Source organism: Thermophilibacter mediterraneus (assembly GCF_900119385.1).
Taxonomy (GTDB): domain Bacteria; phylum Actinomycetota; class Coriobacteriia; order Coriobacteriales; family Atopobiaceae; genus Thermophilibacter; species Thermophilibacter mediterraneus.
This window is the reverse complement of the sequence record NZ_FPKO01000008.1, coordinates 361,455-384,788: the sequence shown is the minus strand read 5'-3', so window position 1 is coordinate 384,788 and position 23,334 is coordinate 361,455. Positions and strand designations below refer to the sequence as shown.

The 23,334-nt window shown below is 69.8% G+C and carries 16 protein-coding genes and 3 tRNA genes; 13 read left to right on the top strand and 6 right to left on the bottom strand.

Translation table 11 applies throughout. The annotated features are described in order from the left end of the window. Nucleotides 1-8: 8 nt before the first annotated feature. Complete coding sequence (locus BQ7106_RS03775; protein ID WP_072371458.1) at nucleotides 9-1,367, bottom strand: C1 family peptidase; 1,359 nt, start codon at nucleotides 1,365-1,367, stop codon at nucleotides 9-11. Between the two features lie 257 nt (nucleotides 1,368-1,624). Here BQ7106_RS03775 and BQ7106_RS03770 point away from each other — a divergent pair, with 257 nt between their 5' ends. From BQ7106_RS03770 to BQ7106_RS03755, 4 genes are all read left to right on the top strand, one after another. Further along, a complete protein-coding gene (locus BQ7106_RS03770; protein ID WP_072371454.1) occupies nucleotides 1,625-3,016 on the top strand; it encodes a CCA tRNA nucleotidyltransferase in 1,392 nt (463 codons plus the stop codon). 152 nt (nucleotides 3,017-3,168) lie between these two features. After that, nucleotides 3,169-3,242: transfer RNA gene (locus BQ7106_RS03765), tRNA-Gln, on the top strand. 25 nt (nucleotides 3,243-3,267) lie between these two features. Next, a tRNA-Glu gene (locus tag BQ7106_RS03760) sits at nucleotides 3,268-3,344 on the top strand. Nucleotides 3,345-3,347: 3 nt separating this feature from the next. Beyond that, nucleotides 3,348-3,424: transfer RNA gene (locus tag BQ7106_RS03755), tRNA-Glu, on the top strand. A 557-nt stretch (nucleotides 3,425-3,981) separates the two neighbouring features. Here BQ7106_RS03755 and sdaAA read toward each other — a convergent pair. Then, nucleotides 3,982-5,589, bottom strand: coding sequence for an L-serine ammonia-lyase, iron-sulfur-dependent, subunit alpha (sdaAA, locus tag BQ7106_RS03750; RefSeq protein WP_072371450.1), 1,608 nt, complete (start codon nucleotides 5,587-5,589; stop codon nucleotides 3,982-3,984). Between the two features lie 155 nt (nucleotides 5,590-5,744). Between sdaAA and BQ7106_RS03745 the strand changes: the two genes are divergently transcribed. From BQ7106_RS03745 to pcp, 3 genes are all read left to right on the top strand, one after another. Next, a complete protein-coding gene (locus tag BQ7106_RS03745; protein ID WP_072371447.1) occupies nucleotides 5,745-6,524 on the top strand; it encodes a 5-oxoproline transporter, DUF969 family subunit in 780 nt (259 codons plus the stop codon). Beyond that, a complete protein-coding gene (locus BQ7106_RS03740) occupies nucleotides 6,521-7,483 on the top strand; it encodes a DUF979 domain-containing protein (protein ID WP_205407660.1) in 963 nt (320 codons plus the stop codon). The genes BQ7106_RS03745 and BQ7106_RS03740 overlap by 4 nt, the downstream gene beginning before the upstream one ends. Before the next feature lie 67 nt (nucleotides 7,484-7,550). Next, on the top strand, nucleotides 7,551-8,195 hold the full coding sequence (pcp, locus tag BQ7106_RS03735; protein ID WP_072371443.1) for a pyroglutamyl-peptidase I: 645 nt from the start codon (nucleotides 7,551-7,553) through the stop codon (nucleotides 8,193-8,195). Between the two features lie 282 nt (nucleotides 8,196-8,477). Here the strand turns inward: pcp and gltX are convergent, their stop codons facing one another. From gltX to BQ7106_RS03720, 3 genes are all read right to left on the bottom strand, one after another. Further along, a complete protein-coding gene (gltX, locus tag BQ7106_RS03730) occupies nucleotides 8,478-9,962 on the bottom strand; it encodes a glutamate--tRNA ligase (RefSeq protein ID WP_072371440.1) in 1,485 nt (494 codons plus the stop codon). 388 nt (nucleotides 9,963-10,350) lie between these two features. Beyond that, nucleotides 10,351-12,579 carry a YhgE/Pip domain-containing protein gene (locus BQ7106_RS03725; protein WP_072371437.1) on the bottom strand — a complete coding sequence of 743 codons (2,229 nt, stop codon included), beginning with the start codon at nucleotides 12,577-12,579 and terminating at the stop codon, nucleotides 10,351-10,353. Then, nucleotides 12,576-15,170, bottom strand: coding sequence for a YhgE/Pip domain-containing protein (locus BQ7106_RS03720; RefSeq protein WP_072371434.1), 2,595 nt, complete (start codon nucleotides 15,168-15,170; stop codon nucleotides 12,576-12,578). Before BQ7106_RS03720 ends, BQ7106_RS03725 begins: the two co-directional genes overlap by 4 nt. 181 nt (nucleotides 15,171-15,351) lie before the next feature. On the opposite strand from BQ7106_RS03720, the gene BQ7106_RS03715 reads away from it, so the two are divergent. After that, a complete protein-coding gene (locus BQ7106_RS03715; protein ID WP_072371431.1) occupies nucleotides 15,352-15,981 on the top strand; it encodes a TetR/AcrR family transcriptional regulator in 630 nt (209 codons plus the stop codon). On the opposite strand, the gene BQ7106_RS03710 is transcribed toward BQ7106_RS03715, so the two are convergent. After that, the gene (locus BQ7106_RS03710; protein ID WP_072371428.1) at nucleotides 15,978-17,000 is read right to left on the bottom strand and encodes a LacI family DNA-binding transcriptional regulator; all 1,023 of its coding nucleotides are present in this window, start codon (nucleotides 16,998-17,000) and stop codon (nucleotides 15,978-15,980) included. The genes BQ7106_RS03715 and BQ7106_RS03710 overlap by 4 nt on opposite strands. 314 nt (nucleotides 17,001-17,314) lie before the next feature. Here BQ7106_RS03710 and BQ7106_RS03705 point away from each other — a divergent pair, with 314 nt between their 5' ends. The 5 genes from BQ7106_RS03705 to BQ7106_RS03685 all read left to right on the top strand — a co-directional run bounded on the left by BQ7106_RS03705 (nucleotide 17,315) and on the right by BQ7106_RS03685 (nucleotide 23,280). Further along, a complete protein-coding gene (locus tag BQ7106_RS03705) occupies nucleotides 17,315-18,355 on the top strand; it encodes a Gfo/Idh/MocA family protein (protein WP_072371425.1) in 1,041 nt (346 codons plus the stop codon). Between the two features lie 33 nt (nucleotides 18,356-18,388). Further along, complete coding sequence (locus BQ7106_RS03700; protein WP_072371422.1) at nucleotides 18,389-19,309, top strand: sugar phosphate isomerase/epimerase family protein; 921 nt, start codon at nucleotides 18,389-18,391, stop codon at nucleotides 19,307-19,309. Between the two features lie 137 nt (nucleotides 19,310-19,446). Beyond that, entirely contained in the window at nucleotides 19,447-20,553 is a 1,107-nt protein-coding gene (locus tag BQ7106_RS03695) for a substrate-binding domain-containing protein (protein ID WP_072371419.1), read from the top strand. Nucleotides 20,554-20,713: 160 nt separating this feature from the next. Further along, complete coding sequence (locus BQ7106_RS03690; RefSeq protein WP_072371416.1) at nucleotides 20,714-22,225, top strand: sugar ABC transporter ATP-binding protein; 1,512 nt, start codon at nucleotides 20,714-20,716, stop codon at nucleotides 22,223-22,225. Between the two features lie 11 nt (nucleotides 22,226-22,236). Beyond that, nucleotides 22,237-23,280 carry an ABC transporter permease gene (locus BQ7106_RS03685; protein ID WP_072372041.1) on the top strand — a complete coding sequence of 348 codons (1,044 nt, stop codon included), beginning with the start codon at nucleotides 22,237-22,239 and terminating at the stop codon, nucleotides 23,278-23,280. Nucleotides 23,281-23,334 lie beyond the last annotated feature (54 nt).

The window sequence follows — 23,334 nt, the reverse complement described above, 5'->3', positions numbered from 1 at the left end:
CCGCCTCCCTAGCGCACGCGGGCGAGCGAGCCCATGGGGTCCCAGGGCGCGAGCACCGTGGGATCCTCGCCCTCGTAGGTGGCCCGCTCGTCGTCGCTCAGGTACTTCTTGTCAACGACGACCTGGTAGACGTACTCGTCGAACCACGGGTCGGAGAGGGTGTCGAAGCCGTTGCGGCCGTGGTCCTTGCCCCAGCTGTTCTCGACCTTCCAGAGCGTCGGGCGGCCGTCGGCGTCGAGGTTCACGCCCTCGAGGACCATGGCGTGGGTCATGAGCGACTCGCCGTAGTCGAGCCGCTCGGCGCGGTCCATGCAGCCCTCGACCTCGAAGCCGAAGAGGCCGTCGACGTCAAGCGCCGCGGTGTCCATGATGCCCTCCTCGCGGATGAAGCTCTGGCCCACGTCGCAGCCGAACCACACGGGCAGGTCGTCGCGCAGCTGCGCGATCGCGGCGTCCTTGAGGCGCTCGATCGGAAGGTTGAGGTAGCGCACGCCGCCGTCCTCGACGACGTTGCCGAGGCGGCTCACGGTGTAGGTGTGGCCGAAGGGCTTGTCGGCGGTGGGGGCCGAGATGAGGCTCACGTAGTCGTCGACGTTCATGCCCACGGCCTCGGAGAAGAACTCGAGCGGGGTGAAGGTGCCGGAGAGCGCCAGGTTGTCGTCCTTGTCGCGCAGACGGACCTCGAAGGACGCGGGCGGCTCGCCGAGGCAGGTGACGAGCAGGCGGTAGACGTCGCCCATCATCTCCTTCTTCATCTCCTCGAGCTCGTCGCGCCCCACGCCCGCCTCGTGGCTCTGGCGCAGGCGCTTGGCCGCGCCGCGCAGGTAGCGCGTGAGGTAGGCGTGCAGCTCGGAGGTGTTGCGCGAGCAGGCGGTCTCGGGCATGGCCTCCTTGGGGCAGACGCCGTACTTCTTGACGAGGCTCTTGAACATGTCCCACTGCCCGCCGTCGCCGACGGGGTCGCTGAGCAGGTAGGCCACGAGGCGGCCGGAGAGCGGCTCGTCGAGCGTGTCGAGGATGTTCTCGAAGAACCAGTTGCTCTTCTCGAGCTTGTCCCAGAAGAGCGGGTAGGCCTGGGAGAGCTCGAAGCTCTTGAGGCCGTACTTCTTGATGACGCGGTAGCGCATGGTGTTCAGGCTCGCGAACATCCAGCAGCGGCCGGAGCGCTGCTGGTCGCAGCGCTCGCCCTGGCTGACCTCGACGTCGAAGGTCATGGCGTTCGCGGCGACGCCCTCGGGCACGCGCGCGGCCGCGCGGACGCCCACCGAGCTCACGGCGTTCTTGGCGACGACGTTGGCGCGCTCGGAGAAGAACTCCTCGCGTGCGCGGGCAAGGTCGTCGGCGGTGACGCTCGTCATATCGTCCATCTCTGTCCTCCCGTTCGTTCGATGATCCGACAGCGCACTAGGGTAGCACGCTGGCCTGCACGGACGCGCCCGAATTTGGCGCCGCGAAGGGGGCGCCGTGCAAAGGGGACACGTGCAAAGGGGACAGGCACTTTTGCACGGCCGAAGGCGGCGTACAAAAGTGCCTGTCCCCTTTGCACGAAGGGGGCGCCGGCGGCGCGCCGCGCTGCTAGAATTGGCGGGAGTGGAAGGGGAGAAGAACGTCGGGAGGGAGGCGCATGGACGCCACCGAGGAGCGCCTCGCGCGCGAGCTGCCGGCCTACGCCCGGCGCGTCGTCGACGCGCTCGAGGCGGCGGGCTTCGAGGCGTGGGTCGTGGGCGGCTGGGTGCGCGACGCCCTGCTCGGACGCCCCGGCCACGACGTCGACGTGACCACCTCCGCGCCGTGGCCCGAGGCCGAGCGCGTGCTGCGCGCCGCGGGCGCGGACGTCCACGAGACCGGCGTCGCGCACGGCACGCTGACCGCCGTCGTGGACGGCAGGCCGGTCGAGACGACCACCTACCGCGTGGAGGGCGCCTACTCGGACCGCCGTCACCCCGACGAGGTCCGCTTCGTCACGGACGTGCGTGAGGACCTGGCCCGCCGCGACTTCACGGTCAACGCGATGGCCTTCCACCCCAAGCGGGGGCTGCTCGACCCCTTCGGCGGGCGGGGGGACCTCGGGGCGCGCGTCATCCGAGCGGTGGGCGACCCCAGGCGGCGCTTCGAGGAGGACGCGCTGCGCGTCCTGCGCGCGGTGCGCTTCGCCTGCCGGCTCGACGCGAGGATCGAGCCCCGCACGCGGGAGGCGCTCGTCGAGCGCGCCGGGGGGCTCGCCGACATCGCCCGGGAGCGCGTGGGGCAGGAGCTCGACGGCATCCTCGCCACGGGGCGCGTCGCCCGGGCGCTGCGCGGCGAGTTCGCCGTCATGGCAGCCGCGGTCCCCGAGCTCGCCCCGATGGAGGGGTTCGAGCAGCGGAGTCCCTATCACGCCCACGACGTCCTCGAGCACACCGCGCGCGTCTGCGCCGGCGTCGAGGAGTTCACGGGCGGCGCGGCGTCGCAGGCGCTGCGCTGGGCGGCGCTGCTGCACGACGTCGCGAAGCCCGCGTGCTGGAGCGAGGACGTCTCGGGCAGGGGTCACTTCTTCGGTCACCCCGCTGCCGGCGCGCGCGTGCTGCGCGAGGTGATGGGGCGCCTGGCCGTCCCGGGCGAGACCGTGCGGGCCGCCCGCGCGCTCGTCCTTCTCCATGACTTCGAGATCCGCCCCACGCGCGCCTCCATGCGCAGGATGCTCGCCGAGCTCGAGCACGCCTGCCCCGGGCGCGCCCGGGAGCTCTCGTTTGCCCTGCTCGACCTCAAGCGCTCCGACGCCGTCGCCAAGGCGAGCGCGTGCATGGGCTACGCCGTCGAGCTCGACGCCATGACGCGGGCCCTGCGCGAGGAGCTCGCCGCCGGAGGGGTCTGGCGCGTCCGCGACCTCGCCGTGGGCGGCGCCGACGTGATTCGCGAGCGCGGCGTCGAGCCGGGGCCGGGCGTGGGGATGGTGCTCGAGCAGCTGCTGGCCGCGGTGATGGCGGGGGAGCTCGAGAACGACCGCGAGGCCGAGCTCGCGTGGCTGCGCTGGTAGGCGCGCGTCCCGCGCCCGCCCGGGGAGCCGCCTTTTGCGGTCGGCGCCGCCGTCCCGCGGGCGCCACAACTTTTCCAAAAATCACGCTTGCATGGCCGTCGCCTTTCCCGTATAGTGTTTTCCCGCGCTGAGAGGCGCACGGATGGCAACATTGGGGTGTCGTCTAGTGGTAGGACAGCGGATTCTGGTTCCGTCAGCGGGAGTTCGACTCTCTCCACCCCAGCCATTTGCCGTCTGACAATCGTATATGTGGCCCGTTCGTCTAGCGGTTCAGGACGCCGCCCTCTCAAGGCGGAGATCACCAGTTCGAATCTGGTACGGGCTACCATTTGGCCCGTTCGTCTAGCGGTTCAGGACGCCGCCCTCTCAAGGCGGAGATCACCAGTTCGAATCTGGTACGGGCTACCAAACGTTCAGGGCCCCGAGAGGGGCCCTTTTTCATGCGCGAGTATATGTTCATTATGGTTTGGACTGTCAGCTCTCGGGCCGGTTGCGACTCGGGCGCGGCCGGCCAGACGAGCGGCGCAAGAACTCGCCCCTGGCTCGGCTGTCGCGGGCCCTGTCGCGGCTGTCGCGGGCCCTGCGCCACATTCTCTGCGTCGTTGGGTATTATGAGGTCCTCGCGTTTTCGGAAGGGGCGAATTTGTCAGGAGACCCCTCCGATTGGGTACTCTCCCGTGCCGAGAGTGCCGCTCGGGAGAGGTGCGACTACCTCACAGAAGCCTCGTCACAAAATAAGAGGACGAGAAGAACATGTAAGAGGTTAGTCCGTGCTGTAACACGGAATCGCCTGCTCCTGGGAACATCAAAGGTTATACCCAATCGCGGGGGCGAGCGGACAGAATCGCCGCAACGAGGTGACGCGGGGGCGAGCGGACAGAATCGCCGCGTCTGGGCGCGGGGCTCGCCGCACGGCCGCGGCGCCCCGCGCGTCGCACCCGCCCGGCGCCCGCGCGGCGCGCCCGCTACCTCCCGCACCCTCCGCAGGTCGCGCAGGCGCTCGTTGCCGCCGGCGTCGCGGCGAGGCCGCCGCGGGCCGTCTCGCGCAGGCGCGAGGGCAGGGCGTGCCCGACCTCGGCCATCGCCGCGACGACCTGGTCAAAGGGCACGAGCCACTCGACGCCCGAGAGGGCGAGCTGAGCCGCGGAGAAGGCGGCCGCCACGCCGATGGCGTTTCTCGCCTGGCAGGGCACCTCGACGAGGCCCCCCACCGGGTCGCAGACGAGCCCCAGCAGGTTGGAGATCGCGAGCGAGCTCGCCGTCAGCGCCTGCTCGGGGGTCCCGCCGAGCAGCTCCACGAGCGCCGCGGCGGCCATCGCCGCCGCCGACCCCACCTCGGCCTGGCAGCCGCCCTCGGCGCCGGCAACGCACGCGTGCGTCTGGATGTTGAGCCCCACCGCCGCCGCGCACCACAGCGCGGAGGCGACCTCGTCGTCGCCCGCGCCGGTCGCGTCCGCCGCGGCGAGCACGCACCCCGGCACCACGCCTGCCGACCCCGCCGTCGGGGCCGCCACGATCACGCCCATCGCCGCCGAGCGCTCGAGCACCGCCATCGCGCGGGCCACGGCGTCGGTCTGGGTCGCGCCCATGAGCGGTTTCGCCCATCGGGCCTTGCCGGCGTCGACGAGGCGCGCCTCGCCGCCGATGAAGCCGCCGAGCGAGCGCGAGGGCTCCCTGACCGGCGCACTCGTCTCGTCGCGCATGACCTCGATGACGCGCCGCATGGCCTCGTCGGCGCGCCCGGCGCCGGAGAGCCCCTCCTCGCGCAGGCGCATGACGGCGCCGATCGACAGTCCGCGCTCGGCGCAGGCGTCGAGCAGCTGCGCGCCGTCGTCGAAGAGCTCCTCGGCCGTCACGCCCGGGGAGACCGCGGAGGCCGAGCCGGGGACCGAGATGAAGGTCGCGAAGCTCACGTCGCGGATGCGGCGGATCATGGGCAGCACGGAGGCGTCGGGCGCGCCGTCGGTCTCGAAGACGGAGTAGGCGCGGCCGCCCTGCTCGGTGCGATAGGTGCGGCAGAAGGCGATGTTGACCTCCGCCATCGCGAGCAGGTGCGTGAGCGAGGCGAGGATGCCCGGGGCGTCCCGGTGCGCCACGAAGAGCGTGGCGTAGGCGCCGGTGATGTCCACGCCCACGCCGTCGATGCGGCTGATGCGCATCTTGCCGCCGCCGAGGCTCTCGCCGCGCACCTGGCAGCGCGCGCCGCCCTCGGCGACCATGTCGATGTCGACGGTGTTGGGGTGCACCGACGCGTCGTCGCCCGCCTCGACGAAGGCGTAGTCGAGGCCGGCCTCGCGCGCGAGGTCGAAGGCGTCGCGGATGCGCTCGTCGTCGGTGTCGAGCCCGAGGATGCCCGCCACGAGCGCGCGGTCCGTCCCGTGCCCGTGGTAGGTGTGCGAGAACGAGTTCCACAGGGTGAAGCGCACGCCGACGACGCGCCCCTCGAGCAGGGAGGCGGCGACGCGCGCGCAGCGCAGGGCCCCGGCCGTGTGGGAGGAGGAGGGCCCCACCATCACGGGGCCGAGCACCTCGAACGCCGAGGTCGTGGCAAGGGTCTGGGGCTTGGACGCCATGGGGGTCCTTTCCGCTCGCGGCGCGGGGCGCCTCGTTCTTCTCGCGGCCGGCTCGGCCGGGGCGGCGCGCATGTTTCGGTTTGGGCACGGCGCGCGCCGAATCTCTGTCCGGTCGCTACGATACCCTAGTCGCAATGTCAAGAAAAGGAGGACCGATGGACCCCGCAGAGCTGCTCAAGCTCCTGGGAATCGTCATCGTCGTGGTCGGGTTTGCCCTCAAGCTCGACTCCATCCTCATCATCATGGTGGCTGCCGTGGCGACCGCCGTGGTGGGCGGGATGGACGCGGTGTCGTTCCTGGACACACTCGGCACGAGCTTCGTGTCTAACCGGAGCATGTGCATCTTCATCATGACGTTCGTGCTCACCGGCACGCTCGAGCGAAACGGCCTGCGGCAGGCCGCCGCGGCGCTCATCCGCAAGCTCAGGAACGCGACGTCGGGCATCATCATCTCGGCCTACGGCGTGGTGCGCGTGCTGTTCGCTGCGTTCAACATCAACTTCGGCGGCGTGGCGGGCTTCGTGCGCCCCGTCATCATGCCCATGGCGCAGGCCGCCGTCGAGCGCGACGGCAAGCGGATCGGCGAGAAGCACCTCGAGGAGCTCAAGGGCATCTCGTCGGGCATGGACAACGTCGCCTGGTTCTTCGGCCAGGTGCTCTTCGTGGGCGGCTCGGGCGGCCTGCTCGTCCAGGGCACCCTCGCCGGCCTCGGCTACGACGTGAGCCTCGTCGACCTCGCCGCCGTGCAGATCCCCGTTGCCGTGGCGGCCATGCTCGTCGCCGTCGTCTACTACAACGTGATCGACCGGCGCCTCATGGCCCGCCGCGAGCGGCTCATCAAGAAGGCCGGTGCCGCGTCCTACGAGCACGGCGCCGCGCAGGCCGCCGAGGCGGCCGAGGCCGCGGACGAGAAGAGGGGCGGTGACGGGGCGTGACGGAGTTCATCCAGTTCTTCCAGAGCGCCGACGTGACGCTCTCCGACAAGCTCCTCGAGGTGGCCTACATCGTCATGGGCCTCATCGCGGTCTACGCGGGCGTGCGCAACGCCGTCGACCGCACCAACCCCAAGCGCGTGGGGACGGCGATCTTCTGGGTGGTGTGCGGCATGCTCTTCATCGTGGGACGCTGGGTCCCGAGCACCGTCACGGGCGCGCTCGTGATCGTCATGGTGATCCCGGCCATCTGCAAGCAGGTGGGCCGGGGGACGGGCGACGAGCCCACCGCCGAGGAGATGCAGGGCAACTACGAGAGGATCGGCATGAAGCTCTTCGTGCCCGCCCTGTCGCTCGGCGTCATGGCGCTCGTCTTCGCGCTCTTCACCAACATCAGCTCGCTCGTCGGCCTGACCTTCGGCGTGGTCGTGGGCGGCCTCATGCTCTTCGCCTTCTCCCACGCCAACACCCCGAGGGTCTTCCTCAACGACACGCGCCGCATGCTCGACGCGGTGGGCCCGCTGTCCATGCTGCCGATCCTGCTGGCGGCCCTCGGCTCCATCTTCACCGCGGCGGGCGTGGGCGACGTCATCTCACATCTCGTCTCTGGGGTCATCCCCCAGGGCAACCTCGTGGTGGGCATCATCGTCTACGCCATCGGCATGGCGGTGTTCACCATGGTCATGGGCAACGCCTACGGCGCCATCACCGTGCTCACGGTGGGCATCGGCGCCCCGTTCGTCCTGTCGCTCGGCGCCGACCCCGCCCTCGTGGGCTCGGTCGCGCTCACCTGCGGCTTCTGCGGGACGCTCATGACGCCCATGGCGGCCAACTTCAACATCCTACCCGTGGCGATCCTCGAGATGAAGGACTCCTACGGCGTCATCAAGAAGCAGGTCCCCATCGCGCTCATCATGCTCGCGGCGCAGATCGTCTACATGATCGTCATGACCGCGCTGTGACGGCGGCGGGGCGCGCCACCGCCCCGTCCCGCATCACGCCCACGACCCAACGAAAGGAAGCACACCCATGAAGGTACTGGTCACCGGGTTCGAGCCCTTCGGCGGCGCCACCATCAACCCCGCGCTCGAGGCCGTGCAGCGCCTGCCGCGCCAGATCGCCGGCGCCGAGGTCGTCACCGTCCAGATTCCCGTGGTCTTTGGCAAGGACAGCGCCGCCGTCGAGGCGGCCATCGACGAGCACGCGCCCGACGTCGTCGTCTGCGTGGGCCAGGCGGGGGGCCGCTCCCACATCACCCCCGAGTTCGTGGGCATCAACTACGCCAACGCGCGCATTCCCGACAACGAGGGCAACCAGCCCGTGGGCAGGCTCGAGGCCGACGGCCCCGACGCCTACTTCGCCACGCTGCCCGTCTTCGCGATGGTCGACGCCTGCCGCGCCGCGGGCGTGCCGGCCGCCGTCTCGTACACCGCGGGAACCTTCTGCTGCAACGAGGTCCTCTACGAGCTGATGCACTGCCTGGCCACGCGCCACCCCGGCGTTCGCGGCGGGTTCGTGCACGTCCCGTACGCCGCAGAGCAGGCGCTCTCGATGGGCGAGGGCACGGCCTCGATGAGCGTCGACATGATGGTCGCCGGCCTCACGGCCATGATCGGGGCGGCGGTGAGCGGCTCGGACGACGAGGTGCGCGCCGGCGAGGGCACCGAGCAGTAGGCGGTTCCTCCCGTCTTCCGACCGCGCGGCGCCGGCCGCCGCGGGCGCGACGGCCCACGGGAGAGTGTGGGCGCCCGCCGACAGTCTTGCTCCCAGAAGTGTCGTTTGGCTCCTACAGGTTGCGACTTGTAGGAGCCAAACGACGTTTTGGGCCCGCAGACTGTCGGCAGGCGCCTACGCGCGCGGCCCGCGGCCGGAACGCAAAAGACGCCCGGGCCCGCAGGCGCACGGCGTGGCTGCGGGCCCGGGCGTCACGCGGGCGAGAAGAGCGCGTCGCCGGCGCTACAGCGCCATGGCGCGGGCGCGCTCGAGGCGCGCGAGGCAGTCCTCGCGACCGACGAGCGCCATGGTCTCCCCGAGCGGCGGGGACACCAGGTTGCCGCACACGGCGACGCGAACCGCCTGGAAGACGAGGCGCTTCTTGAGGTCGAGCCGCTCGGGCAGCGTCTCGAGTGCGGCGTCGATGGCCCCTGCGGACCAGCCGTCCGCGGGCAGGGCGAGAAGGACCTCGCGCGCCGCGTCGACGACCGCGCCCATGCCCTCCTTGACGAGGCCCTTGGCCACGGACTTCTCGTCGTACTCCAGCGTCTGCGCCGTCGCGAAGACGGGCGCGGCCACCCCCACCACGTCGGCGGGGAACTTGGTGCGCGGCTTCACGATGGCCGCGAGCGCGTCGACCCACTCCTCGTCGGCCTCGAAGTCGCCCCCGATGACGCCGGCCTCGTGGAGCTCGGGAAGCATGACCTCGTCCGCAAACTCCTGGTCGCTCATGGCGTGGATGTACTCCGCCTGGATCCAGTCGAGCTTCTTGGGGTCAAAGGTCGCCGGGTTCTTGGACACGTGGTCGAGCGAGAACTCGCGGGCCAGGACATCGCGCGGGATGATCGTGGTCTCGCCGTCGAGCGACCAGCCCAGAAGCGCCAGGTAGTTGACAAACGCATCCGAAAGATAGCCCGCGTCGCGGTACTCCTCCACGTTGGTGGCGCCGTGGCGCTTGGAGAGCTTCTTGCCGTCCGCGCCCAAGATCATGGAGATGTGCGCGAAGGTGGGCACCGGCGCGCCCAGGGCCTCGTAGACGATGACCTGGCGCGGCGTGTTGGAGAGGTGGTCGTCGCCGCGGATGACGTGGGTGATGCCCATGGCGGCGTCGTCAACGACCGTGGCGAAGTTGTAGGTCGGCGTGCCGTCGGTGCGCTGGATGACAAAGTCATCGAGCTCGCGGGCGGCAAAGGTCACGTCGCCGTGGACCGCGTCGCGCACCACCACGTCGCCGCGGTCCTCGGGCACCTTGATGCGCAGGACGTACGGCTCGCCGGCGGCAATACGGGCGCGCGCCTCCTCGGGGTCGAGGTCGCGGCAGCGGCGCTGGTAGCCCTGGAAGGGGTCCTTGCGCGCCTGCGCGGCCTCGCGGTCGGCGGCCAGCTGCTCGGGCGTGCAGAAGCACGGGTAGGCCTTGCCCTCATCCCAGAGGCGCTGCGCGGCGTCGCGATACATCTGGGCGCGCTCGGTCTGCTTGTAGGGGCCAAAGTCGCCGCCCACCTCCGGGCCCTCGTCCCAGTCGAGACCCAGCCAGCGCATGGCGCGCAGGATGATCTGGGTGTTCTCCTCGGTGGAGCGCTCGGGGTCGGTATCGTCGATGCGCAGGATGAAGGTGCCGTGGTTGGCGCGGGCAAACGCCCAGTTGTAGATTGCGGTGCGCGCGCCGCCAACGTGGAGCTTGCCGGTGGGCGAGGGCGCAAAGCGCACGCGAACGGGGGTCTCGGACATGAGGTTCCTCTCCGTGGTTCTTATCGTCACATACGCGCCTAGTATACAGCGCCGGCGAGAAGGGCGGCGACGTCCCGACGATGTCCGCACGGCAACCACGAGCCCGGAATCGCCGGCGACTGCGACGTGCGGCGACGCGTGCTCCGGCGCCGAGCCCGGTTTTGCCCACGACTGCGACGGTGATGCCCGGTCGTGGCCCGTGATGAGCCTGGAATCCGCCGTGGCTGCGACGCGATCGCCCTGATTTCGTCGCAACCGCGGCCGATTTTGGGCTCGCGTCCAGCGAGCCCGTCGCAACCACGGCCGATTCCGGGCTCGCGCCCGGCGAGTCCGTCGCAACCGAGCGGGTTTCTCGGCTCCACCGGCACCGCGCGTCGCCCGCGCGGCCTCACATGAGTCGCGTGCGCTCCAGGCGGTGCTCAAACCACTCGTTCAGGCGGATCACGGGACGGCGCAGCACCAGGCCCAGGAGCAGCGCCGGCACCAGGTAGGCGAGAAGAACGCCAAGCTCGCGCCAGAAGTCTCCGTCCCAGACCCCAAACATCGCCGCCCGCAGCGCCGCCTCGCTGTGCACAAACGGCAGCCACGAGTAGACCGCCTGGAACGGAGCGGGCAGCATCTCGGGCGGGAACGTGCCGCCCGAGCCGGCCACCTGGACCACCATGAGCACCACGGCAACGGCCTTGCCCACGTCGCCAAAGGACGCCGTGAGCGAGAAGATCAAGTTGACGTAGACGAGCGACGACGCCAGGCACGCAAGCAGCATGAGCCACGGGTGCTCGCACTGAACTCCCAGGTAGAAGAGGTCTCCGCCGCAGATGAGCGCCGCCTGGGCCAGCCCCACGGCAACAAAGAGCGCAAGGCGTCCCACGTAGGCCTGCGCGTGCGAGCAGCCCGTCTCCTCGAGCGCGGCCTCGGAGGGCGTCGCGCGCACCAGCGCCGCGAGCACCACCCCGCCAATCCAGATGGCAAGCGTCGTGTAGAAGGGCGCCATCGCCGAGCCGTTGTTCTCAACGGGAAACACAGCCGTGCGCTCGACCGAGACCGGCGCCGCCACAAACTCGGCGAGCCCCTCCGGGCCAGACGCCAGGACCTCCCTCACCTGCCGCGCGTCGCCCGAGTCAAGTGCGGAGCGCAGCCGCTCGTGCAGGCCATCGAGCTTCTCGGCCGCCGCGTCCAGGCTGTCCGCGGTCTCGTCGAGATCGTCGCGCGCCCCGGCGAGCCCGTCGCGCGCGTCCTTTGCCGCGGAGTCCACGGCCGCAAGGGTCCCGGCGAGGTTCCCTTCGATCGCGTCCGCCTGCTCGGCGGCCTCGGCCACCTGCCCCGCAAGGTTCCCGAGGCTGCCGCGCACCTCGTCGTCGTAGAGCTGCCCCGCGCCGCCCACCGCCGTGCGCGCCTCGTCCACGAGGCCCTTGAGCCGCTCGCGCGCCTCCTCGGCGTCCGCTGCCCCGGCGTCGAGGTCGCCCATCGTCTGGCCCAGCCCGTCAGAGAGGTCGCGCAGCTCAACGAGCGCCTGGTCAACGCGGTCGCGCAGACCGCCCACGCCCGCAATCGCGCTGCCGAGCCCCTCGCGCACGGGGCTGCCCTCGGGAAGCGTCCCCTCGAGCTCGCGCATGAGGTCGAGCTGCTCCCCAAGCGCGCCGTCCAGCCGCTCGAGCGCACCGATCTGCTCGCCCACGGCGTCCCGCGCGGCGGAGAGGCCCTTCTGGATCCTTGCCTCCTGCGCGCCCGCGACGTCGAGTGCGTCGTCTATCGCCGCGTCCACGCCGTCGAGCCCCGCGCCCGCGGACTCGAGCGCGCCTGCCACGGACGTCTCCGCGTCGTCTATCGCCGACCCGGCCCCCGCAAGGCCCGACGCCGTCTCGCGCAGCACCTCGCCGGCGTCCGCCGCGGGGGAGAGCGCCGCGTCTGCCACCCCCGCGCCGCTGCCCAGAAGCCCGCGCGTCGACTCGAGCAGGTCCGCGAAGTCCCTTACGGAGCCCGCCGTTTCGGAGAGTGTGTCGGCGGAGTCCGTCACCGCGGCGTCGAGGCGCGCCGCGAGGCCCGTCACCGCGTCGTCGTCGAGCGCGGAGCCCAGCTCCTTGAGGCCGCCCGCGCCAACGGCGCTCACCGCCTCGGCAAATCCGGAGTCGATCTGCGCCATCACGGCCGAGGACGCCTTGTCGGTGACTATGGTGGCGATGGCGTTTGCCTTCTCGTTCTGGTAGAAGCGCACATCGGCACGGACGGGATCGGCGGAGAAGGTGGTCATCATGTCGCGCGAGAAGTCCGGCGGAATCACCACGGCCGCGTAGTACTCGCCCGAGCGCACGCCCTCGACGGCGTCGGCCTCCGAGGTGACCACGTACCCAATGGAGTCGGAACCCTGCAGCTCGGCCACCACGCGCTCGCCCATGTTGACGGTCAGGGGCACCAGCTCCCCGGAGTAGCCCTCGTCCTCGTTGGCAACGGCCACGCGGATGTTGCCCGTGTTGCCGTACGGGTCCCAGCTGCCCGCGATGTTGAACCACGCGTAGAAGGACGGCACGGCGACGATTCCCACAAAGACCACTAGTGCGATGGCGTTGGCCCGCACGTGACGCGCGTCGCGGCGCACAAGCTCCCAGACCCCTCTCATCGCGCCTCGCCTCCCTTCTCGGCCCGCGCGGCGTCCTCGGCCAGCGCGACCAGCTCGTCTCTGTCCATCCGTGCCAGCCCGGCGCGCTCCGCCAGCCGCTCGTGCACGTACTCCAGCCAGATGAGGTACGCGCTCGCGGCAACCAGGGAGACCACCCACAGGCTCAGCAGCAACAGCTTTGCCGGGTGGGCAAAGAGCAGGGCGAGAAGGACCAGCGGCACGGCCAGCAGCGCCACGACCCCGCGCCGCACGCGGCGCGGGTACGCCAGCTCAAAGCGCGCGGCCCGGGCCAGGAACGCCTCGCGGTGGGCGGGGGAGGAGGCGAGCGCGTCCACCAGGAGCGCCAGGCGCCCGGCGTCCTTCTCGCCGTCACGCTCGGTCACAAGGAGGTCCGTCTGGGCCATCTTGCGGTCAAAGAGCGCGTTTGCCCCAAGGAGCCGCCTTCTGGCGACCACGCCCAGAAGCAGCGCGGGAACGGCAAAGAGCGCAAGGACGGCGAGGTCGCGCGCGTAGTTTGCTCCATAGAAGCCCGCCACCGCCTCGCGCATGGCGCCGATCCCGTAGGTGAAGGGGAGCCACGGCCCCAGGGCCCGGAAGAAGGCGGGCTGCATCTGGATGGGGTAGAGGCCGGACGCCCCGGGGATCTGCAGCACCACCAGCAGCACCGCGAGCGCCTTGCCAACGTGCTTGAGCGCCACGGCGAGCGAGTAGACCACGAGCACGTAGACCAGCGACGCCGCCATGCCCGCGAGCACAAACGCAACGGGGGAGACGCACTGGACGCCAAGCGCCAGGTCGCCCATGCAGCACGTCAGGGCCTGCACCTGGCCGAGGAGGGCGAGCAGGAGCCAGCGCCCAAAGAACGCCTGCGTGGGCGTGACCTCGACGTCGCCCAGCCCCTCGCGGTCCACCTCCAGCTTGTAGATGGCCACGAGCACGAAGCCGCCCACCCACAGCGCGAGGTTGGTGTAGAACGGCGCCACCCCGGAGCCGTAGTTGGCAACGGGGAACACCGGCTCGTCGACCATCTTGACCGGCGAGCCCAGCGCCGCGCCCGTGGAGGCGGGGTCGAGGGAGAGGACGTCGTCCACGGCGGGCAGGGCACGGGCGCTCTGCACGGCGGCGAGGTCGTCTGCCAGCGCGCCCATGCGATCGGCGGAGCCCCTCAGGGAGTCGGCGGTGTCCGCCAGGGTGGACTGGCTCTGGGCGAGAAGCGCGTCGAGCTGGGCGAGCCCGGCGTCCGCCTGCTCGATCATCGGCACGAGCGAGCCCGTGCCGCCGGCAAGGCGACCGCCCGCGTCCGCGAGGGCGTCGAGCGCGGAGGAGAGCTCGGGCGCCGCGCCCGTGGCGAGGTCCGTCCGCAGGGCGTCGATCGAGCCAGCGCCCGCCTGGACGGCGTCGTTCACCGAGGTGGCGAGCCCGTCCACGCTCTTGGCCCCGTCGCTCACCTCGTTGCTTATCCCCTGGAGCTCGTCGAGGGCGGAGGCCTGCCCGCTGGCAAGCCCCTCGAGAAGCGCCACCTGTTCGTCGAGCGCGGAGACCACCTGCTGCTGGAGGGCGCGCTGCGCGTCGTCGGCGGGCTCGAGGGAGGCGACCTCGTCGCGCGCCGCCCCGAGCGACTCCGCCATGCCCGCCACGTCGTCGTTTGCCGCCCGCAGGCGCGAGAGCGCCGCGTCGAGGCGCCCCTGCGCCCAGCCCACGTCCCCGGCGATGCGGCCGATGTCCTGGCTCGCCGTCGAGGACAGCCCGGAGATCGCGGAGGCGCCCTCGCCCAGCCTGTCGTCGAGGCCGCGGGCAAAGGAGCGCAGCCCCTCGCGCGCGCCGGCGAGCGACCCGAGCGCGGAGTCCATCGACGAGGCGAGCCCTCCCGCCGCGTCCGCCGTGGCGGAGAGCGTCTCACGCGCACGGCCCACGGCCTCGCGCGCTGCGTCCACGGTCCCGCCCGCGTCCTCGAGGGAGTCCGCCAGGTCGTCGAGGCGCCCCTGCGTGGCGCGGAGGCTCCTCAGCGCGGACGACCTCGCCCCGTCGACGTCCCCCGCGGCGGACCCCACCGCGCCCTGGAGCCTCTGCGTGACGGTCTTACCGGCGAGCGACACAAACTGCCCGGCGATCTGGTCCTCGAGCGTGGTCGCCCCCGTGTCCGTCACCTTGGGCGCCACCGCGTTGGCCTTCTCGTTGACGTAGTAGCCAATGCGGGCCTGCGTGGGGTGGCCGTCCAGCACGCCCGCGAGGGTCGAGGTGAAGTCGGGCGGTATGACAAAGGCGGCGTAGTAGCGGCCGGCGCGGACGCCTTCGAGCGCCTCGTCCTGGTCCACGAAGGTCCAGCCGAGCTGGTGGTTCTCCTCGAGCCTCTCCCTTACCATGTCGCCGGCGTTGACCTCTCCCATGCCGGGGACCTCGGCGCCTTTGTCCTCCACGACCACGGCCACGGGCACGGTGGAGGTGCTCTGGTACGGGTCCCAGTTGGCAAGGATGTTCACCCACGCGTAGAGCGCGGGGACGAGGCAGACCCCAACCGCCACCACCAGGGCGACGGGGCTTGCCGCCAGGCGCTTGAGGTCGCGGCCGAGGATGCGCGCGATGGTTCCCATGAGAGGCTCCCTTGAGCGAGACGTGTTACGCGTTCAATGGCTCAAGAGGTACCCCGCGGGGCGAGTTTTATTCAGGAGTCCAATGATTTTGAGCCAAGTTCAAAACACCTGAACAGATGCTAAGATTGACGCGTTGGCACGACGGCGCCTGGCGGCGCGGCACGAGGGAACGGAGAAGGACATGGCGGCAAGGCCCGGCACGGCAACGCCCAAGAGCGCGGCCACGCGCGAGAAGATCATGGCGACCGCGACCTCCCTCATGGCGGAGCGCGGCTCGGCGGACTTTCAGATGGCGGAGGTCTCTGCCCGCTGCGGCATGTCCAAGGGCTCGCTCTACTACTACTTCTCCGACCGCGCTGAGCTCGTTCGCGCGGTGCTCGACCGCGCGGTGGACGACCTGGTGGCAAGCGTCGAGAGGATCGTCTCCACGGCGCCCTCAGCAGCGGACTCCATCGCCGGCCTGCTCGACGCCCTCGCCGAGGCCACCCGCCCGGGAGGCCCGCTCATGCTGGCCGTTGCCGGGGCGGGTGCCGGCTCCACTCCGGTCGAGGGGCCGCGCCTCGCGCGCATAGTGGACGTGCTGGAGGCCCAGATCGAGCGCGCAAAGGCGGAGGGGCTCGTGCGCCCCGAGGTCAACGCGCGCCTCGCCGCGGCGGCGGTCGCGGGCGCCTTCCTGGTCTTCGAGCGGGTGGACGTGCGGGCGACCGCTGAGGACGTCCTGGGCCTCGCGCTCTGCGGGATCGGGACCAATGCAGGGCGGGAGAGGTTTGCGGGCGCGGGCTCGACCGCGGCGGCAGGCCCTGACGCCTAGGTGACCGCCTCGCCCGCGGTGGACTCGCGAACGATCAGCTCCGTCTCGAGGACCATCGAGCGCGACCCCAGCTCGTTTCCGGCGAGAAGGTCGATGAGAATCCTGCAGGCGGAGTAGCCCATGCGGTAGCGCGGCTGGTTGACCGTGGTGAGCGTGGGCGTGAGCATCGTGGAGAGCTCGGCGTTGTCAAAGCCCACGACCTTGAGGTCGCGCGGGATCTCTATGCCGGTGGTGTGGGCCGCGCGAACAACCGCCGCGCCAAAGGTGTCCGAGACGGCAAAGATGCCGTCGGGGACCTCGCCGGAGTCAAAGAGGTGCGTGAGCGCGGAGTAGGCGAGCGCGTAGCTGTTGTCCGGGATCTGCAGGATCCAGCCGGGAAGCACGCGCACGTCGCTTCTTGCCGTGGTGTCGAGAAACCCCTCGAGGCGCTCGCGCGAGAACTTGAACTCGTTGGAGCCCGCCACGATGGCGAGCCGCTTGCACCCGCAGGAGATGAGGTGCTCCGTCGCCCTGCTCGCCGCCAGGTGGTCGTCGATGGTGACGTAGGGCGCGTCAACGTCCGGGCGGCTCTCCGCGCACTGCACGAGCGGCACCACGGCCTCGACCGCCTGGATGGCCCTCGCCGAGAGGGGAGAGGTGGTGATGACGCCGCTCGCGCCGCAGCGGCGCAGCATCGAGCAAAACGAGCGGGCGGTCTCGTTGGTGATGTTGTCCCAGGAGATGAGCGTGTCGTAGCCGGCGTTGTTCGCGGCCACGCGCACGCCGTGGACGATCTCGCTGTAGAAGGGGTTGTCGAGCCAGGGGAGGTTGACCACCACGAGCCCGCGGCAGTCCGGGGACCCCTCGCGATACTGATCGACCGGGCCGCCGTAGCCAAGGTTGCGGATGCTTGAGTTGATGCGTCCGAGCGTGCGGTCGTTGACGAGCTCGGGATGGTTGAGCGCGCGCGACACCGTGGCGGGGGAGACCCCGGCGCTCTCGGCGATCTGCGCGATGGTGACCCTTCTGTTGACGGCCATGGGGTCCCTTCCACGTGCTCGCGGGCGCTCCCGCCGGTCCTTCTCATCAGTATATTATGAACGGGCCGTGCCGAAGCGTTCCTAAAACAGCCTCAATGAAAGAATCTTTCATAACAGCGGGTGAGTGCGAGCATACGTCGGCAAGCGGTAGCAAATGCAATTTCACCGGTAAAAACCTAACGTTCGGGGAATGTCCGCGACGCGAAGAATGAAAACCTCATAGCATCGGTGCTGAAAGATATGCGGCATTACGAATGAAAACTCGTTTCAGCCAGCGGGACGGGGCGCCCGGCGCCCCAGACGAGGAGGTCGCAATGGTCAGGATCGGCATCATTGGCTGCGGCAAGATCGCCCAGGTCCGCCACATCCCCGAGTACGAGGCAAACCCCAACGCCCAGCTCGTCGGCCTCTTTGACGTGAACGTCGAGCGCGCCCGCGCCCTTGCGGCCGAGCACGGCTGCCGTGCCTACGACACCCTCGAGGATCTTCTCGCCGACCCCAAGATCGACGCCGTGAGTGTCTGCACCTCCAACGCCACGCACGCCGAGAGCACGATCGCCGCGCTCAAGGCCGGCAAGCACGTGCTGTGTGAGAAGCCCATGGCCATCACGATCGAGGAGTGCGAGGCCATGGTCGCCGCCGCGCGCGAGGCCGGCCTCAAGCTCATGATCGACCAGAACCAGCGCTTCGCCCGCGCGCACGTCCGCGCCAAGGAGCTTCTTGACGCCGGCAAGATCGGCGACGTGCTCACCTTCCGCACCACCTTTGGCCACGGAGGGCCCGAGACCTGGAGCGTCGACCCGGGCACCGGGAGCTGGTTCTTTGACCCCAAGCGCGCCGCGATGGGCGCGATGGCCGACCTCGGTGTTCACAAGACCGACCTCGTGCAGTGGCTCATCGGCCAGAGGGTCGTCTCCGCCACGGCCAGGGTTGCCACGCTTGACAAGCGCGACGCCGAGGGCAACCTCGTGGGCGTCGACGACAACGCCCTGGTCATCTACACGATGGACGGCGGCGCCATGGGCACCATGACCGCGAGCTGGACCTACTACGGCCCCGAGGACAACTCCACGGTCCTCTACGGCACCAAGGGCATCATGCGCATCTACGCCGACCCGGCCCACTCGATCGAGGTCGACCTCAAGTGCGGCGAGACCGAGTACTACGACGTCGAGGCCATCCAGACCAACGACAACCAGACCGCCTCGGGCGTGATCGACGCGTTCGTCGACTGCCTCGAGTGCGATGTCGAGCCAGCGGTCTCCGGCGAGAGCGTGCTCGCCGCCATGCGCGCGGTCTTTGCCAGCGTGGAGTCCAGCAAGACGGGAACGACGATTCAGATCACGCAGGACTAGGCCCTGCCGCCGCAAGAGACAAGGAGCAAGACCATGAAGATGGGATTCATCACGTCGCTGCTCGACGGCTGGACCTACGAGGAGATGATCGACGAGGTCGCCCGCATGGGCATCGAGTGCGTCGAGGTGGCCTGCTGGCCCCGGGGCAAGGCGGAGCGCAAGTACGGTGGGGTGACCCACATCGAGACCGAGCGCGTGCTCGAGGACGAGGCCTACGCCCGTCACGTGCTCGACTATGCCGCCGAGAAGAACGTGGAGATCTGCGCCCTCGCCTACTACCCCAACAACCTCGACCCCGACCTCGAGCGTCGCCGGACCTTCAACGACCACCTCGTCGCCACCATCCGCGCCGCGGCCAGGCTCGGCGTGCCCAAGGTCACCACCTTCATCGGCCGCGTGACGGACATGACCCTCGAGGAGAACCTCGAGATCGTCCCGGAGGTCTGGAACCCCATCCTCGAGGTGGCCGAGGCTGAGGGCGTGCTCGTGTGCATCGAGAACTGCCCGATGCTCTTCGACGCGTCCAACTGGCCCGGCGGCCAGAACATCATGACCACGCCCGCCAACTGGGAGCGCGTCTTCGAGGTCCTGCCGAGCAGGAGCCTGGGACTTGCGCTCGACCCGAGCCACTTCGTCTGGCAGATGGTCGACTGCTCCGCCGCCATCAGGGAGTTCGCCGACAGGATCTACCACGTGCACCTCAAGGACATCAAGCTCAAGCCCGAGCAGCTCGCCCGCCGCGGCGTCATGGCCTACCCGCTCGACATCATGGACCCCAAGATCCCGGGCTACGGGGACGTCGACTGGGCGGAGTTCGTCGCGCAGCTCTCCATGGTCGGCTATGACGGCGACTGCTGCCTCGAGATCGAGGACCGCTTCTTCGAGGACAGCCGCGAGCACCTGATCAAGGGCGTCGAGCTCGCCAAGCGCTACATGGAGCAGTTCATCGTCTAGCTCCCGCGCGCCCGCTCGGTCGGGCGCGCCGACGGCCGGGGCGCCCCGCCCCGCGCGCCACAGGGAAAGGCCCCGTCCGGGAGGGAACGGGTGGGGAAGGGATAGCTGCCGCACAGGCACAGGAGAAGGGAACCATCATGAGCACCATCTCGCGTCGTACGTTCCTCGCCGGTTCGAGCGCCACGCTGCTCAGCGTCTTTCTCGCCGGCTGCGACTCCGGCACCCAGGAGCCCGCTGCCGACGACGCCACCACCGAGGCCGGCGGCAAGCACATCTACGTGCTGACCGCGTCGCCCGACCACGGCTGGACGGGCCAGGTCGGCGTCTTCGCCCAGGAGAAGGTCGACGAGGTCAACGAGGCGGGCACCTACACCGCCGAGCTCCAGACCGCCGGCGCGGCCGCCGACCAGATCGCCCAGGTCGAGGACATCCTCGCCGGCGACCTCTCCGACGTCGCGGGCATCGTCATCCAGCCGCTCGACGACACCGTCCAGTCCGCCATCCAGCAGATCGTCGACGCGGGCGTGCCCTACGTCGCGTTCGACCGCATCATCGAGGCCGTCCAGGACTCCGCCGTCGCCAACGTCAAGGGCGACAACGAGGGCATCGGCGCCGGCTCCGCCGCGTACTTCGTCGCCAACGGCATGAAGCCGGGCGACCCCGTCTACATCTACCAGGGCGACACCTCGTCGGTGACCACCCTGCGCGACAACGGCTTCACCGAGTACCTGCTCGGCAACCTCGAGTTCGACGGCGAGACCGTCCCCGAGGAGTCCAAGTGGACCCAGGAGCAGATCGACTCCGCCATCACCAAGTCCGGCGCCATGAACTGGAGCCGCTCCGACACCAAGGCCGCCTTCGAGGCGCTGCTCGGCGACGAGGCGAACGCGCAGATCAAGTGGTGGTACGCCGAGGACGACGAGCTCGCCATGGGCATCCTCGAGGCCCTCAACGGCGGCGGCATCTCCGACTCCGCCAAGGAGGCCTTCTACGCCACCAAGCCGTTCATCACCGGCTGCGGCGGCCTGCAGGAGTACTACGACGTCATCGGCGGCGAGTCCTACCAGGACATCGTCTCCAACCTCGGCGGCGTCATGTCCGTCACCTACTCGCCGTCCATGATCCAGACCGCCATCCAGGACATGGTCGACTACCTCGACGGCGAGGAGGTCACCCAGGACCACGTCATCGCCTGCGAGAACGTCACGTCCGACAACGTTGCCGACTACGTGGGCTTCGAGTGATCGAGTAGGCAGGCAGGGCGCCCGAGCGCCGCAGCACGCGCTCGGGCGCCCCTCCTATGCGCTTGCCAGACCCGTGCTGCGTCTGGCAAGCGCATACGCACCCCGCGCGGCAGGATGCCCGCCGCGCGGCTGGGCCCGACAACGGCACGGAAGGAGCGCTATGGACCTTCTCACCATGAGCGGCATCCGCAAGTCGTTCAGCGGCGTTCCCGTCCTGAGCGGCGTCGACCTCCACGTGGCGCGCGGCGAGGTTCACGCCCTCCTGGGCGAGAACGGCGCCGGCAAGTCCACCCTCATGAACATCCTCACCGGCTCGTACGCGGCCGACGCCGGCACCGTCACCTTCGACGGGCGCGACATCACCGGCGCCTCGATCAAGGCGGTCGAGAGGGCGGGCATCGCCTTCGTCCACCAGGAGCTCAACCTCTTCAACGACCTTCTCGCGTACGAGAACATCTTCCTGGGGCAGGAGGAGACCGGACCGCTCTTCTCGCTCAGGAAGCGGAGCATGATCGAGAAGGCGCGCGACCTCTTCGACCGGCTGGGCGTCGACATCGACCCCACCGCGCTCGTCGCCGACCTCAAGCAGAGCCAGAAGCAGCTCCTCGAGATCAGCCGCGCGCTCTTCTTCAACGCGCGCCTGCTCATCCTCGACGAGCCCACCACGGCGCTCAACACCGCCGAGGTCGAGCACCTGTTCCGGATCGTCCGCGCCCTGCGCGACCAGGGCACCTCGTTCATCTTCATCTCCCACAAGATGCCCGAGGTCTTCGAGCTCTGCGACACGTACACGGTGCTGCGCAACGGCTCGTTCGTGGCCGAGGGAAAGATCGCCGACACCACGCCGCGCGAGGTCACCGGCATGATGGTCGGCGCCGCCATCTCGGAGCGCGGCGCCTGGGAGCCCCGCGAGACGGGGGAGCGCGTGCTCTTGCTCGACCACCTCAGCGGCCCGGGCTTCTCGGACGTCTCCATGGAGGTCAGGCGCGGCCAGGTCATCGGCCTCACGGGCCTCATGGGCTGCGGCAGCACGGAGCTCATGCAGTGCCTCTTCGGGCTGACGCGCCCCACGTCCGGCTCGGTCGAGGTGTTCGGCAGGAGGCTCTCGGGCGGCTCGATCCACGAGGCCATGAAGGCGGGCGTCGCGATGCTGCCGTCCGACCGCAAGGAGAACTCGGTCGTGCCGGACATGTCGCTGCTCGAGAACATGTACCTCTCCGAGCACGTGCTCTCGGCGAGGCGCCCCGTCATCAACGGGGCCGCCGAGCAGGAGCGCTTCGAGCGCTACCAGAGGCTGCTCAGCATCAAGGCCAACTCGAGCTCCGACAGCGTGCTGTCGCTCTCGGGCGGCAACCAGCAGAAGGTCTTCATGGCGCGCTGGCTCAACACCGAGGCCGAGCTGCTGCTCCTCGACAACCCCACGCAGGGCATCGACGTGGGCGCAAAGGCCGAGATCTACCATCTGATCCTCGAGCTCGCGCGCCAGGGCAAGACCGTGGTCATCAACACGCTCGAGATCCCGGAGCTGCGCGAGGTCGCGGACGTCTGCTACGTGCTCTACGAGGGGCGCATCGTGAAGCGCCTGGAGCACGACGAGATCGACGAGCAGACCGTCATGCTCTACTCGACGAATTCCGTAGCCGACGACCTCCCGGTCGAGACGAATGAGTGAGGTGCATAATCGTGAACGATAACGCGACGACAAAGAGGGCGGGCCTCGCGGGCGCGCTCGGGCTCGTGAAGCGGTACAGCTTCGTGCTCGTCTTCCTCGCGATCCTCATCGTGTACGCCATCGCCAACGGCGGGCTCACGCTCAACGCGGCCATGAACGTCCTGCGCCACAGCGCGGTCATCGGCACGATCGCCATCGGCATGGGCATCGTCTGCCTCACCGGCGAGATCGACCTGTCGGTGGGGTCGATGCTCGCGCTCGTGGCGGGCTTCTCGGTCGTGGTGTTCAACGTGACCGGCTCCATCCCGCTCACGCTGCTGTTCGCCCTGGTGTTCGGCGCCGCGTGCGGCCTCGTGAACGGCCTGCTCGTGGGCGTGGTGCAGATGCCCGCGTTCATCGTGACCCTCGCGACGATGCTCATCTACCGCTCGGTCGCGCAGTACGCCTGCCAGCACCTCCCCGGCGAGCTCATCGGCAACGGGAGCTCCGTGTACCGCATGTCCAACGAGCTCGACGCCTACGACGCGCTCTACACCTTCGGCAACGCGCGCGTGGCGGGCGTGCCGATCGTCGGCATCGTCATGGTGCTCGCGGTCGTGGCCTTCGTCTTCCTCTGCACCTCGACCAAGTTCGGAAAGAAGATCTACGCGGTGGGCTCCAACGCCAGGGCGGCGCACCTCGCCGGAATCAGCGTCCCGCTCATGAAGACCCTCGTCTTCACGATCGCCGGCGCGCTCGTGGGCCTCTCCGCGTTCCTGTGGGTCGCGATGAACGCCTCCGCCGACCCCGCGACGACCGGATCGAGCTACGAGATGTACGCCATCGCCTCGGTGGTGCTCGGCGGCATCAGCATGAGCGGCGGGCGCGGGCGCATGGTCGGCGTGCTCTTCGGCGCCCTGTCCTACGACGTCATCGACAAGATCATCATCGCGCTCAAGATGGACTCGCTCATCCAGGACACCATCAAGGGCATCATCCTGATCGTGGTCATCATGATCCAGGTGGCGGGGCCCCAGATCAAGGAGTTCCTCGCGAGCCGTCGCCGCCGCGCGTAGCGCGCCCCGGCCCCGGCGTCGCATCCTCCCGCCCTCCCCCGCGGCAGCGGGGGA

What these genes read in the sequence shown, in the direction of transcription:
- BQ7106_RS03775 (WP_072371458.1), bottom strand. Translation starts at nt 1,367, where the DNA reads ATGGACGATATGACGAGCGTCACCGCCGACGACCTTGCCCGCGCACGC.
- BQ7106_RS03770 (WP_072371454.1), top strand. Translation starts at nt 1,625, where the DNA reads ATGGACGCCACCGAGGAGCGCCTCGCGCGCGAGCTGCCGGCCTACGCC.
- sdaAA (WP_072371450.1), bottom strand. Translation starts at nt 5,589, where the DNA reads ATGGCGTCCAAGCCCCAGACCCTTGCCACGACCTCGGCGTTCGAGGTG.
- BQ7106_RS03745 (WP_072371447.1), top strand. Translation starts at nt 5,745, where the DNA reads ATGGACCCCGCAGAGCTGCTCAAGCTCCTGGGAATCGTCATCGTCGTG.
- pcp (WP_072371443.1), top strand. Translation starts at nt 7,551, where the DNA reads ATGAAGGTACTGGTCACCGGGTTCGAGCCCTTCGGCGGCGCCACCATC.
- gltX (WP_072371440.1), bottom strand. Translation starts at nt 9,962, where the DNA reads ATGTCCGAGACCCCCGTTCGCGTGCGCTTTGCGCCCTCGCCCACCGGC.
- BQ7106_RS03725 (WP_072371437.1), bottom strand. Translation starts at nt 12,579, where the DNA reads ATGAGAGGGGTCTGGGAGCTTGTGCGCCGCGACGCGCGTCACGTGCGG.
- BQ7106_RS03720 (WP_072371434.1), bottom strand. Translation starts at nt 15,170, where the DNA reads ATGGGAACCATCGCGCGCATCCTCGGCCGCGACCTCAAGCGCCTGGCG.
- BQ7106_RS03715 (WP_072371431.1), top strand. Translation starts at nt 15,352, where the DNA reads ATGGCGGCAAGGCCCGGCACGGCAACGCCCAAGAGCGCGGCCACGCGC.
- BQ7106_RS03710 (WP_072371428.1), bottom strand. Translation starts at nt 17,000, where the DNA reads ATGGCCGTCAACAGAAGGGTCACCATCGCGCAGATCGCCGAGAGCGCC.
- BQ7106_RS03705 (WP_072371425.1), top strand. Translation starts at nt 17,315, where the DNA reads ATGGTCAGGATCGGCATCATTGGCTGCGGCAAGATCGCCCAGGTCCGC.
- BQ7106_RS03700 (WP_072371422.1), top strand. Translation starts at nt 18,389, where the DNA reads ATGAAGATGGGATTCATCACGTCGCTGCTCGACGGCTGGACCTACGAG.
- BQ7106_RS03695 (WP_072371419.1), top strand. Translation starts at nt 19,447, where the DNA reads ATGAGCACCATCTCGCGTCGTACGTTCCTCGCCGGTTCGAGCGCCACG.
- BQ7106_RS03690 (WP_072371416.1), top strand. Translation starts at nt 20,714, where the DNA reads ATGGACCTTCTCACCATGAGCGGCATCCGCAAGTCGTTCAGCGGCGTT.